The sequence below is a fragment of the Flavobacterium sp. LHD-80 genome (assembly GCF_030929605.1).
In the GTDB taxonomy this organism is placed as follows: domain Bacteria; phylum Bacteroidota; class Bacteroidia; order Flavobacteriales; family Flavobacteriaceae; genus Flavobacterium.
This window is the reverse complement of sequence record NZ_JAVFVS010000010.1, coordinates 39,747-52,867: the sequence shown is the minus strand read 5'-3', so window position 1 is coordinate 52,867 and position 13,121 is coordinate 39,747. Positions and strand designations below refer to the sequence as shown.

The following is a 13,121-nucleotide window of genomic DNA, read 5'->3' as shown; positions in this document are numbered from 1 at the left end:
CGCTCTACATTATATTTTTTGTGGTCTCGTTTTTTAACGAGACCACAAAAAGATGCCATTTCGATCGGGGCTAGGAGAGAACATAATTTTTTTCATTAGAACTTTGTCAAAGTTTATCACAAAGTTTGTCATTTCGAGGAACGAGAAATCTTCACAAGTAGCTCGACAAAGATTATCGATTTAGATTACGGAGTTTCTTGCGAAGATTTCTCGTTCCTCGAAATGACAAGATTGTGAAAAATCGATAATAAATCGATGATTTATTGCTTATTTCATTCCTCGAACATTCATTTCTATCGTATAAACACTTTTACCAGCAGTAATAAATAATGTTTTTAATTTTTTTCCTCCAAAACAAACGTTAGCTGTCCAAGGTTCAGGAACGTCAATATGAGCTATTTTTTCTCCTTGCGGATTGAATATAGTAACTCCTTTTCCGCACAAATAAATATTTCCGGACGCGTCTATTGTCATTCCATCTGAACCTGATTCAGTAAACAGCGTTTTTTTGCCTAAAGAACCATTACTTTCGATTGTAAAAGAGTACGTTTTATTTGCTCCTATATCTGCTACGTATAAGGTTTTTCCATCCGAAGTACCAATAATGCCATTAGGTTTTACAAGATCATTCCCAACGTTGGTAATTTTAGATTTATCCGGAGATAAATAATAAACACATTCTTTCTCAATTTCTTTAGAGGTATGTTTCCAGTAATCTCTTTGGTAAAAAGGATCTGTAAAATAGATTCCGCCTTTTGGGTCAACCCAAAGATCATTGGGACCATTCAGCCTTTTTCCTTCAAAGTTGTTTAATACTACAGTATAATTTTTGTTTTGGTCTATTTTCCAAAGCTCATTTTTTTCATCGGCGCAAGCCAAAAGATTGCCTGCGTGATCAAAATACAAACCGTTAGCTCTTCCTGCATTTTCCATAAAAACAGAAAGTTCGCCATTAACTGACCATTTCATGATTCTATTATTGGGCTGATCCGTAAAATAAATATTTCCTTTCTTATCCGCCGCGGGGCCTTCCGTAAAACTGAATTGATCGGATAGTTTTGTGAGAACTGCGCCTTTTGCCATTATGGAAAGACTTTTTTCTTTTGTTGCCTGAGCAGCTATAAAATTTACAAAAGTTAAAGTAACAACAAATAAAAGGAGTGATTTTGTTTTAAGTTGGCGTTGATTCATTATAAAAAAAGTTGCTTTTGAAGTGGTTTTAAAAGTAGTTTTTATTTCTGATATTCTGCAAAGTTGGGTTAAGATTCTTTTGAGGAGCAGAAATTCTATTTTCAAAAGAACGTTCAGTCCCGCTATCCGCTATATTCCCGATTAACAAAAACTACGGCTAAAAAGCCTTGTTTTTCTAAATCGGGAGATACCGCTTCTATCGGGGCTAGGCGAGAAGCTATCTTTTTCATAATTATCCTAGCAATTTAAAATAAAGTTATTTAATATTTTAAATTTAATATGGGGCCTTTTTACGTGTAGAAAGTAATATTTTTACGAGACAAATTCAAAAAACACTTAATCAATAATTTAAGTATGTGGCGAGACACAGGGAATCAGTTCTGTTATACTTTAAATTTATGAATCAAATAAATAATATGGAAGCATTGTATATTGGCATTGACATAGGAACAACAGCCACAAAAGCCGTTTGTTTTGATAAACAGGGAAATGTGCTTCGACAAATTGCTAAGTCTTACGAAATGTACCATCCCAAGCCGGAATGGAGTGTTCAAAAACCGCACGAAATTTTGCAAACCGTAAAGGAATGTATTAACGAGATTACAAAAGGAATTGAGCCTCAGTTTATCAGTTTTAGTTCGGCAATGCAAAGTATTATTGCAATTGATGAAAATGGAAAACCACTAACAGATGCTATTTTATGGGCAGATAACAGAGCCGCAGGAATTGCTGAAAAAATTAAAAACTCAGATCAAGGAAAAGACTTTTATCAGAAAACCGGAATACCAATTCATCCTTTTTCTCCCTTGACAAAAATTGCATGGTTTAAAGAATTTGACTCTGAACTATTTTCCAAAACTTATAAATTCATCAGTATTAAAGAATATGTCTGGCATCATTTGACCAATGAATATTATACAGATACCTCCATGGCATCTGGAACCGGATTGTTAAATATTCATACTTTAGATTGGGACGAAGAAGTTCTGGATTTCTTGAACATAAAGCCAGACCAACTATCTAAAGTTTGCGAAGTCACACACCAATGCAAAGGAATTTCAGATGATTTTCTTTATATAATGGGCGGTGGCGACGGTGCATTAGCTAATCTTGGAACAGGCGCCATGAACAAAAACTGTATTGCTTTAACGATTGGCACAAGCGGAGCTGTTCGACTGCCCATTGACAAACCGTATCTTGACGATCAAATGCGTACGCAGTGTTATCATTTGATGGACAATCAATATCTTACTTTAGGTGCTGTCAATAACGGTGCGATAATTTTACAATGGCTGAAAGAAACTTTGCTAAAAACAACACAATCTTTAGAAGTTCTTATTGAAGAAGCTGCAGAAATTCCTGCAGGTTCTGATGGACTTCTTTTTGTACCTTATTTATTGGGAGAACGAGCGCCAATTTGGGATGCCTCGGCTCAAGGAACCCTTTTAGGAATGCAGATTACGCATACACAAGCGCATTTGGTACGAGCCACTTTAGAAGGAATTTTATTCGGATTGTTCCAAATCACAGAAATTTTAATTCCGAATCCCGAACATAGAAAAGAAACAAAAGTGATGGCCAGCGGCGGATTTGGCAAAAGCGAACTGTGGCTCCAAATGGTTGCTGATATTTTCCAGATGCAGGTTGAAACCTCGCAAACTATCGAAGGATCTTCGTGGGGAGCTGTTCTTATAGGTTTAAGATCACTAGGCGAGGAGATCACAGATGATAACAAAACCGGAAAAACCTATTTTCCTAATCCGGAAAATAAAAGTGCATATGAAGCTACGTTCAACAAGTTTAAAAAAGTATATCCTTTACTGAAGGATTTTTAAGAGCCAATATGAATTTGCATTACAAGCATTAAAACGTAGAAATTAATTATTGCTGTTATTAAACTGGACTGAAGTCCAGCTCTACAAAATAGCTCGAGCCTTTGGCTCTTTTTTTGACGGAATAAAATTCCGAAGGAATGATTTATATTGTAGGGCTGGACTTCAGTCCAGTTTAAACGAAAGGGATTTTTTCGTAACATTACATCAAAAAAAAATGAAACCAACAACTATCATAAAAACCACGCTAGCTGTTTTATTCTTCCAACAAACAGCCTTTTCTCAAGAAGTAAAAAAAGAAACAGCTTCAGCAGAAAACAAATACACAATTGAAAATTGTGTCAACCATTTCGACATAACCAAAGCGACAAAAACAAAAGTAGGTTATCAATATTGGTTTGCCGATAAAAACTTCACTCAGGAAAACACACTCAAAATGAGTATCGTCGAACCAGGGAAATCAACTCACGCACCACATCACCATCCCGAAGAAGAATTCTTCTACATTTTAGAAGGAACAGCCGAATTCTTCCTTGACGGAAAAACCGTTACAGCCGGCCCAAACACAAGTTTTTATTGTCCGCCAAATGCAGAACACGGAATCAGCAATGCAGGAAAAACCGATTTGAAATATTTGGTGATTAAGAAGGATTTGAAGTAAAATATCACGGCTATTAGGTAAACAATTAAAAAAGACTTTTTCAATCTTATAGATTTGACTCCAAAATAGATTTCTTTTGAAAATTAATTATCTTTAATATCAAAAAAACTACATGAACCAGAAAACCAAAACCACAGCATTTACAAATTTCCGTAACCAGATTTTGATATTTAGCTTGTTATTGACTCTTTTTGCTAGCCAAATCAGCAACAATCTTTATGCAGTTGAAAAAGATACTTTAAAAGGCCATTGGGACATTACAATTGATGTCGACGGAAAACCTGCGCCAGCTTGGCTCGAAATCAGGCGATCGGGTCCAAAAACGCTTGTTGGACAATTTATGTGCGTAGTGGGCAGTGCACGTCCAATATCTGAAATTCATGTTCAGGATCGAAAATTTAGCTTTTCAATACCAAAGCAATGGGAGAAAGGGAGCAACGATCTTCGTGTAGAAGGCGAAATTGAAGGTGAAAAAATATCCGGAACCTTACAAACTGTTGATGGAAAAACTCAAACCTGGACTGGTGTTCGTGTTCCAACACTTCGTCGTGCTGTTGCACCTGTTTGGGGCAAACCGATTCATCTTCTCAATGGCAATTCAATAAAAGATTGGCATACAGAAGGCACTAGTCAGTGGGTTGTTGAAAATGGTGTTTTACGCAGTCCAAAATCGGGTGTTAATTTGGTGACCAACGAAAAATTTAATGATTTTAAACTTCATATAGAGTTTCGTATTCCAAAACACAGTAATAGCGGCGTGTATCTTCGTGGTCGTTATGAAGTACAGGTAACAGACGGTAAGGGAATGGAACCTGCTCTGGATCAAATGGGAGCAATTTACGGACTGCTGATTCCCAATGAAATGGTTGCCAAAGAAGCCGGCGAATGGAATACGTACGATATTACCCTAATTGGTAGAATGGTAACGGTTGTTGCCAATGGTAAAACAGTAATCAACAATCAGAATATTCCTGGAATTACTGGCGGTGCTATAGACAGCAACGAAGCCGAGCCCGGACCAATATTCCTTCAGGGAGATCACGGTCCTGTGGAATATCGCAATATTATTATAACTCCGGCGAAAAATTAAAAGGTTAAAGAGGATTTAGGTAAAAGGCAGGAGGCTTTTATTTCGTTTTGAAATTTTAAGATGATTTATAAAAAAAAAACGCAAAGTCGGGAGACTTTGCGTAGCGGTTTTCAAAAACGACACATAAAATTATCATTTCAAAATCTGAACTTCTTCCGGAACCATAAACAAGAGTGTACAACCAGTTCTAGAAAATACAGAATGTGTACTTCCTGGAGGCATATACAAATAATCGCCTGCTTTTAGTTCGTCTTTACCGGAGCGAACTTCGCCTTCGAGAACGTAGATTTCTTCGCCGGCGGGATGCACGTGATTAGGATACGAAGCGCCGGGTTCAAATTTTAAAAGAAAAGTAGGAGGTCGGTTGGTGGTTTTATCGAAGCGTAAGACTTTAGCATAAATTCCGTCTGTTTTTATGCCTTCTTCTTGAAGCGGTTTCCACTCTAATTCATTGCTTTTTGTGATTTTAGTTTCCATATGAATTCAATTTTATTAATTAATTTTTTAAAAGGTATTCGTCCAAACTCCATTGGTATTTGTCGGTGGTTGATAAAAGAAAAGCGCCCATAGAAAATACAAATACAGAATAATCAAGAGGATCTTTAATTCCGAAGGAATACGTCATTGCCAGCGCAAACAAAAAAGTTAGCATTGAAGCGCCTATAGCCGTTTTTCTGGTTTGATAGCCAATCAATAATAAAACAGCAAATAGTGATTCCAGAAAAGTGCTGACAATTGCAATTGTCGGAATTAAACTTTTAGGTAAAAAAGAATTGACTTGTTCAGTGTAAGCCAGAAAATTTTCCCATCCAGAAGATTGTCTTCCCAACAATCCCAACCGACTCAAAACGGCGGATAAAAATCCAAGTGCCATTGCAATTCGTAAAAGCAAAATGGCATAATCCTGATATCTTTTCATAACTATCTTATTAGTAATTAATCAGATACAAAGATCAGGCAGTGGTGCTTTTTAAAGAATAGAGAATCTTGGAAAAAGCATGTAATTAGTGTTTTGTGTATAATTTGGTTGTAATAAAAACAAAGTTAATTTTTGTCGTACTTTATTTTTTAATCTCGCAAAGACGCAGAGTCGCAAAGTTTTAATAATAAAGTTTTAAAAAAAACTTTGCGACTCTGCGACTTTGCGAGCAATTTTCGCAACGAAAGAAAAAACACTTATAATTGAACAAGTTTCTCTTTATAAGATTTTGGAGAAATGTTAGTATGCTTTTTGAAGAAGTTCGAAAAATAAAAAGGATCATTAAAACCCAAAGCATAAGCCGTTTCCTTAACCGATAATTTCTCGTAAGTAAACAAACGTTTTGCCTCAGAAATAATCAATCCGTAGATGATGTTTTGAGCAGTTTTATTGCAATGCAGTTTGGAGAGTTCATTCAGTTTGGCTTCCGTAGTTCCAATTAAATTGGCAATTTCTGTAACCGAAAGATTTTTATCGAAATTGCCTCGAATCGCTTCCAGAAAATGAAGAAACAAAGCATCAGGTTTATAGATTTCTTCTCCGAGTTTTATTTTTGAACGATTGATTTCAATTAAAATCAATTGGATTCTAGAATGAATAGAGATGAGGTATTGATAAGGCTTTTCAATAATTTCTTGCTGAATAAGTTGTAGCGAATCAACAACCAGTTTTTCGTCATCAACTTGAATTACTTCATTCATTGCAAAATGACAGAACAAACTATTGTGAAAAATCAGTTCGATGTCGTTATCATTTTTGCAGAAAAAATCATAAGTAAATTCAAGAACAAATCCGGTTGCATTGTTGCTGTTTTTGATATAATGAATTTGACCAGAAGTGATGGTAATGACTGAATTTTTGGTAATCGTATATTCATTTTCATCAACAGAAAGCGTCATTTCACCCGATGTACAGAATAGGAGCACATATTTTAATACACGTCTCGGGTTTTGTAAATCTTCTGCTTGATCAAATGTTTTTATATCAATCATTTGCGATTCCATTTTCTCAAAAATAGTACTTTTTTATTTCAGATTTGAATTATTTATTGCATTGTATTGTATTGCTGGCGCGAGCGTCTCGCTCGTGCCTTTTAGACTTATGTGGAATGCGTGCACGAGCGAGACGCTCGCGAAATCTCCACAATTAGCTCGACAAAGATTGACGAATCAAAAGCATTTAGGGAAAATTCAGGAGACTTTTATTACGTTTGATTTTTTGAGAACTGATAAAAAAAACGCAAAGTAGGGAGACTTTGCGGAGCTGGGGCTGGGTTTTCATTAAATTGCCAGCAATTTATTTTTTTTGATAAAAATTGTAAATTATTTATTTAAATATAGTTCTACTAATATTTATTTTAGTACTGTTAACTATCAATGTTTTTTGTAGGATCAACTTTTTCAATTATTCTTTCCAAAACTGATTTTTGAATATTTTCAGGATCTTTATTTGTATATCCTGTTGGTTGATGAGAAAAAATTGCATTGGCAGCATTTGTCAGAACTTCATCTTTCGCATTTTCTGAATATAGTCTTTCAAGAAGACGAATCGAGGCATCTAAAGAATTGCCTTTGTGTTTATTGATTGTGTAATTATGCATAGAAGCGTTATAGTTTTTTACACAGAAGTTTAGTAAATAAATTAAAAAGGATATGATAAACAGCCTAAAAAAAATTGCCTTAAATATTTCAAGATACAAAATTGTTCGATTGCAATCTTCACAGATGATGTTGTAATTAATCTCAGTAATCTTATTAAAACAACTCAGTTCAAAACAGAAATTTTTGAATAAGCATATAACGACTATAATTAATATACTTGCACATCCACAAATTCCAGCAATCCATAATTTTGAGTTTTTTAAAAATGTTTCGGCTTGACTACTAAAAATTATAACTTGTTCCTTTATTTCTGCTTTTTGGAAAGTTGTTGTATATCTTGTCTCGAAATCTTCAATTTCGTTAGTAAGTCTATTTCTTAAATGCTTAATTTCTTCAGCATCACTTAAAGTTTCATCTTTTATTTTTCCCAACTGATCTTCGAAATCAATTGTTATTGTTGATTTTTCTAGTTCATGAATTAAACCTATAATCTTGGACAAAAGACCTACAGCTCTTTCTTTAAGATTTGACAGAGTAGAAAGGTAGGTAGGTCTTTGTGCTAGGAATTTTCCATTATCATATCTCGATATTTGGTCAAAATTTGAATTTATTTCTGTTATAATTTGAATCAAATCTTGTATTGATATTTCGTCAATTTCAATAATATATGGGGTAATACGGTCAACTATTTTTGAGATTGTATTTACAACTTCCTCAGCGTAATTAAAAGCTTCAGAACCGAGATTTTTTCGAACAACTTTTTCTAAGTTGTAGTTACGAATTTTATGAGATACGTTATTCAGATTATTTACGCTACTTAATGATGCCATAAATGATTTTTTATAAATTATTGGAAGTATATCTTTTTGAACCAATAATACCGATATCATCGTTATAAATACTTTATCGGCAAACTGTAATTGGATTTCATTTTTCTTGATATATAAAATCACTTTCACCAAAAGTATCAAATTACCAATATAAATAACCCCGTACTTATACCTGATTATTCTTTATGAAAACCTGAGCCTAGCCCCGATGGGAGGGAAAATCCTTTTGTGTCTCGTTCCAAAAAAACGAGATACAAAAGATTGGAAGGAAGAGCGGGAAACAGCTCCTAAAAAATATGAAAGCTAAATTGCCAAGCTTTATAGAGCTACTTGCGTGTCCTTCGACTTCGCTCAGGATGACAAAAAAATGAGAATAAAAACTTTGCGACTTAGCGTCTTAGTGGCAAAAACAAAAAAAAGAAGCGGCACTAAAAAATAGCACCGCTCCCTTTTCAAAATAAATTTAATTTTGCATTTTAAAACCAAATCAAATTTTAAAATGCCGCATTTAATAAATGCGTACAGTTTTTGGGTAATCTACTAAAAAGAAGACTAAACGCAGGTTATTCGTTTATTGTATCGCCTTCCTTAGTTTCTTCGCTGGCAATTTTTACCAGTTTATCGTTTGGAGTCAAATCACCGAAAATTTCAATTTTATCGTCAATTTCTCTTCCTTTTTTTACATCAACTCTTGTTGCTTTGTGGTTCACCACTTTAATTACAAAAATACCTTCCGCAGCATTTACCACAGCCGATTTCGGAACTACAAAAGTGCTGTCTTTCGCGTTAAGGGGCAATAAAACTTCGGCAACCATTCCAGGTAATAAATTTCCTTTAGTGTTGTGAACGTCCATTTCAACACGCTCAGAACGAAGTTTTAAATCCAATGCACCAGACATTCTGGTAATAGTCGCTTTAAAAGTTTCGGGCAATGATTTTACGTTGAAACTCATTTCGTCGCCATTGTGTAAATATCCTGTGTATAATTCTGGAACAGAAACCGCTAAACGCAATTTTGTCTGCTCTTGAATCGTTAATAAAGGTAAATCAGAACCTTTTCCGGCTGGACCAACAAATGTTCCTAAATTCACATTTCTAGCCGCTACAACGCCGTCAAAAGGAGCACGGATTTCAAGATAACCTCTCATAATCGCAACTTCTTTATGCGCTGCAACTGCCGCTTGATATTGTGCGTAATCAGAATTCTTTTTTCCGCTTGCCATTTCTAAATCATTTTTAGAAATAGTTCCTTCCACTTTGCTCGTTTCATACAAACGGTTGTACGTGCTTTTGCTGGTTGCGTAAATAGCTTCCATCGATTTTAATCTCGATTCTGCAGCAGCCAATTGCGAACTGATTTCAGGCGCTTCCAAAACAATTAAAAGCTGTCCTTTTTTCACTTTAGAACCAATATCAACTTTTAACGTTTTTACGAAACTGCTCACTTTTGCATATAAATCGACTTGCTGGAAACCTGTTAATTCGGCTGGTAAACGCAATTCGGTAGTCAGTTTTTCTTTGGCTAAAAGAAAAGTTTCTGTTTTAGGTTCGATTTCTGCCGTAGCAACTTCTTCTTTTTTAGAATTACAGCTGTTCAGGAAAAATAATGCTGTAAAAAACAGCGCGGTATATTTTATAATTTTAGTGTTCATTTTTTGGTTTTAAAGATGAGATATAATGGATGCTTTCTTCGTCTTCAGGATCTAAAGAAACAGATTGCGTTGTTGTTTTTTCTTGTGCCCAAGCAAATATTTGTGGCAGAATTAATAGTACGGCAAAAGTAGAAAATAATAGTCCGCCAATAACTGCTCTTCCTAACGGAGAAACCTGATCGCCCCCTTCGCCGTGACCAATCGCCATTGGCAACATTCCGGCAATCATCGCAACAGAGGTCATGATAATTGGACGAAGACGCAGCGCTGCAGCTTCACGCGCCGATTCTAATGCATTTCCGTTTCGTTTTCGTAATTGTTCAGCATTGGTGACTAATAAAACGGCATTCGCAATCGAAACCCCAACCGACATGATGATTCCCATGTACGACTGTAAATTTAATGTTGAGCCCGTTAATAAAAGCATTAATAAGGCTCCTAAAACTACCGCCGGAACGGTTGTTAAAATTACTAGCGAAACTTTGAACGACTGGAAATTAGCGGCTAACATTAAGAAGATTACAAAAATGGCAACCAATAACCCAACTTGCAAACTGCTTAATGTTTCCTCCAATACTTTACTTAAACCAATTGGTGTAATGAATAACCCCCTAGGTAATTCACCCAATGAATTGATTGTTGCAGCAACATCTTTCGACGCGGTCCCCAAATCGGTTTGATTGATGTTTGCTGTAACAGTAATGTATGGCATTGCCCCTAAATTGTCGTTTTCACCGCTTACAAAGCCGGGTGTAATTTTTGCTACGTCACTTAAAACAGGACGAAGCGAGTTTTTCAATACCGGAATTTCTCCAATATCTGTTTTGCTTTTCATTTGATTCAGTGGTACTTGAACCTGAACATTGTATGATAATCCCGCTCTTTCATCAACCCAAGTATTTTTCTCTGTATATCTTGAAGATGAGGTTGAAGCTACAAGTGAACGCGAAATATCATTCATGTCAACGCCTAATTCGGCGGCACGAGTTCTGTCAATATCAATATTCATTGCTGGATAATGAATTGGCTGACCAATTTGAACGTCTCTGAAATACGAAATCGCTTTTAGTTTTTCAACAATTTGATTCGCATACAATTCATTTCGTTTTTTGTCTTTTCCTGCAATTCGAACTTCGATTGGAGTAGGAGAACCTTGGCTTAAAACTTTATCGGTCAACTCTATTGGTTCAAAAGAAACTTTTGTATTTGGAAGCAGTTTTTTAAGTCGGTTTCTAAACTCGTCTTTAAACTCGTCCATATCCGCATGATAATCTTTTAAACTCACCTGAAATACCGCTTCATGCGAACCTGCCATGAACAAATAAATCGGGTTGATTGAGAATAATGACGGGTGCTGACCCACATATACAGAGGTAATTCCGATGTGTTCATTGCCAACCATTTTCTTCAATTCTTTTAAAACGATAACGGCTTGCTCTTCTGTTCTTTCTAAACGCGTTCCGTCAGGAGCACGAAGTCGTAATTGAAACTGACTTGAATTTACTTTTGGGAAAACATCTTTTCCAATAAAAGTAATTAAGACGATTGCGAGAACGGTTGCAGAAACCAAATACGTAATACTTGTGATTTTTTTGTGAACAAACAATCGATCTAAAGTTCTCATGAAACGAATTTTGAATCGCTCAAACGGACTTATTTTTCCGTTTTGATTGGTATCTAATCGTTCAACATAGCCTTTTTTCTGAGTAATTAAATCTTTTTCAGATTCTGGTGTTAATCCACAGTCTCTAAATTCAGCTTCATCATCTGTAATTTCTGGACCATGCTCGTGTTTTGCATGTCCTTTCATTAACCAGTTTGCCATTACAGGAACAAAAGTCTGAGACAATAAAAAGGAAATTACCATTGAAAAACCAATTGCTAATGCCAAAGGCAAAAACAACGCTCCCGGAATACCAACCATTGTAAATGCAGGCGCAAATACGGCCAAAATACAAAGCAAGATCAATAATTTAGGCAACGCAATTTCCTGACAGGCGTCCCAAATGGCGAGCGCTTTTGGTTTTCCCATGTCGAGATGCTGGTGAATATTTTCGATTGTTACGGTACTTTCATCCACCAAAATTCCAATTGCCAAAGCCAATCCTGATAATGACATCAAGTTGATTGTTTGTCCGAATAATTTCAGGAATAAAACTCCAGAAATAATCGAAATAGGAATCGTCATAATTACGATTAAAGCGGCACGACGGTCACCAAGGAATAATAAAACCATTAATCCAGTTAAAACCGCTCCAATAATTCCTTCAGTAATTAAACTTTTAACCGAGTTGATTACATAAACGGATTGGTCAAATTCATATGATAATTTTACATCTTCAGGAAGTGTACTTTGAATTTTAGGCAATTCCGCTTTTAATTTCTGAACCACATCCCAAGTCGAAGCATCTCCGGCTTTTGCAATACTGATATAAACCGAACGTTTTCCGTTAACCAAAGCATAACCTTGTGTAATATCGGCACCATCTTTTACGGTTGCCACATCGCCTAATTTCAAGTTTTGAACACTTCCTTTAAATAACGGAATATTTTCAAAATCCTTAACTTCTTTAATCGTATTATTTGTTGGCGTGATATAGTTTTTATCGCCCATTCTCACGTTTCCAGAAGGTGCAGTTTGATTGTTGATTCGGATTGCCTCAACAATTTGATCTGGCGTCATATTGTGCGAACGCAATAAATCTGGATCTACGTTAACCTCAATTGTTCTTGGGCTTCCGCCAAAAGGTGCCGGCGATAATAAACCGGGAATTGAAGTAAACGAAGCACGAACATAAACGTTGGCTAGATCCTGTAATTCATTATTTGATCTGATTTTACTGCTCAAAACCAATTGTCCAATTGGAAGAGAAGAAGCATCAAAACGAATGATAAACGGAGGCTGTGTTCCCGGAGGAAAAGCCGCCTGAATCCTGTTCGAAAGTGAACTTAATTCGGCCGCTGCCTGCGCCATATTTGTGTTTTCATAATAGGTTAATTTCATGATCATTAACCCTTGAATATTTTTGGTTTCCACTGATTTTACACCATTGGCAAAAGGCAGAATATTAACATAAGTCTTAGCAAAATAAGCTTCCATTTGGTCTGGCGTGTAACCTCCAAAAGGATGCGCAATATAGATAACCGGCAAATTCATTTTTGGCAGAATATCTACCTTGATGTCTTTGATGGCACCAATTCCGAAGAAAAATAGACCCGCAACCAATACTAATATGGAGATGGGTTTGCGGAGTGCAAAACGTATTAAATTCATTAGGCTCTATA

At 35.8% G+C, this 13,121-nt stretch carries 10 protein-coding genes; 3 read left to right on the top strand and 7 right to left on the bottom strand.

Features of this window, described 5'->3' with window-relative positions:
• Positions 1-267: 267 nt before the first annotated feature.
• Positions 268-1,191 (bottom strand): SMP-30/gluconolactonase/LRE family protein, encoded by a 924-nt coding sequence (locus tag RB619_RS13930; RefSeq protein WP_308098445.1) that lies wholly within the window; start codon positions 1,189-1,191, stop codon positions 268-270.
• Positions 1,192-1,589: 398 nt separating this feature from the next.
• Between RB619_RS13930 and RB619_RS13925 the strand changes: the two genes are divergently transcribed.
• The 3 genes from RB619_RS13925 to RB619_RS13915 all read left to right on the top strand — a co-directional run bounded on the left by RB619_RS13925 (position 1,590) and on the right by RB619_RS13915 (position 4,774).
• Complete coding sequence (locus RB619_RS13925; RefSeq protein ID WP_308098443.1) at positions 1,590-3,026, top strand: gluconokinase; 1,437 nt, start codon at positions 1,590-1,592, stop codon at positions 3,024-3,026.
• 214 nt (positions 3,027-3,240) lie between these two features.
• The gene (locus RB619_RS13920) at positions 3,241-3,684 is read left to right on the top strand and encodes a cupin domain-containing protein (RefSeq protein WP_308098441.1); all 444 of its coding nucleotides are present in this window, start codon (positions 3,241-3,243) and stop codon (positions 3,682-3,684) included.
• A 112-nt stretch (positions 3,685-3,796) separates the two neighbouring features.
• Positions 3,797-4,774, top strand: a complete 978-nt coding sequence (locus RB619_RS13915) for a DUF1080 domain-containing protein (RefSeq protein ID WP_308098439.1) — start codon at positions 3,797-3,799, stop codon at positions 4,772-4,774.
• 132 nt (positions 4,775-4,906) lie between these two features.
• Here RB619_RS13915 and RB619_RS13910 read toward each other — a convergent pair whose 3' ends face one another.
• The 6 genes from RB619_RS13910 to RB619_RS13885 form a co-directional block, all read right to left on the bottom strand.
• Complete coding sequence (locus tag RB619_RS13910; protein WP_308098437.1) at positions 4,907-5,251, bottom strand: dimethylsulfonioproprionate lyase family protein; 345 nt, start codon at positions 5,249-5,251, stop codon at positions 4,907-4,909.
• Positions 5,252-5,270: 19 nt separating this feature from the next.
• The gene (locus tag RB619_RS13905) at positions 5,271-5,693 is read right to left on the bottom strand and encodes a DoxX family protein (protein ID WP_308098434.1); all 423 of its coding nucleotides are present in this window, start codon (positions 5,691-5,693) and stop codon (positions 5,271-5,273) included.
• 257 nt (positions 5,694-5,950) lie between these two features.
• Positions 5,951-6,745, bottom strand: coding sequence for an AraC family transcriptional regulator (locus RB619_RS13900; protein WP_308098432.1), 795 nt, complete (start codon positions 6,743-6,745; stop codon positions 5,951-5,953).
• A gap of 374 nt (positions 6,746-7,119) precedes the next feature.
• Positions 7,120-8,184 carry a hypothetical protein gene (locus RB619_RS13895; RefSeq protein ID WP_308098430.1) on the bottom strand — a complete coding sequence of 355 codons (1,065 nt, stop codon included), beginning with the start codon at positions 8,182-8,184 and terminating at the stop codon, positions 7,120-7,122.
• Positions 8,185-8,747: 563 nt separating this feature from the next.
• Complete coding sequence (locus RB619_RS13890) at positions 8,748-9,836, bottom strand: efflux RND transporter periplasmic adaptor subunit (protein ID WP_308098428.1); 1,089 nt, start codon at positions 9,834-9,836, stop codon at positions 8,748-8,750.
• Positions 9,826-13,110, bottom strand: coding sequence for an efflux RND transporter permease subunit (locus RB619_RS13885; RefSeq protein WP_308098426.1), 3,285 nt, complete (start codon positions 13,108-13,110; stop codon positions 9,826-9,828). Before RB619_RS13885 ends, RB619_RS13890 begins: the two co-directional genes overlap by 11 nt.
• Between the last annotated feature and the right edge of the window lie 11 nt (positions 13,111-13,121).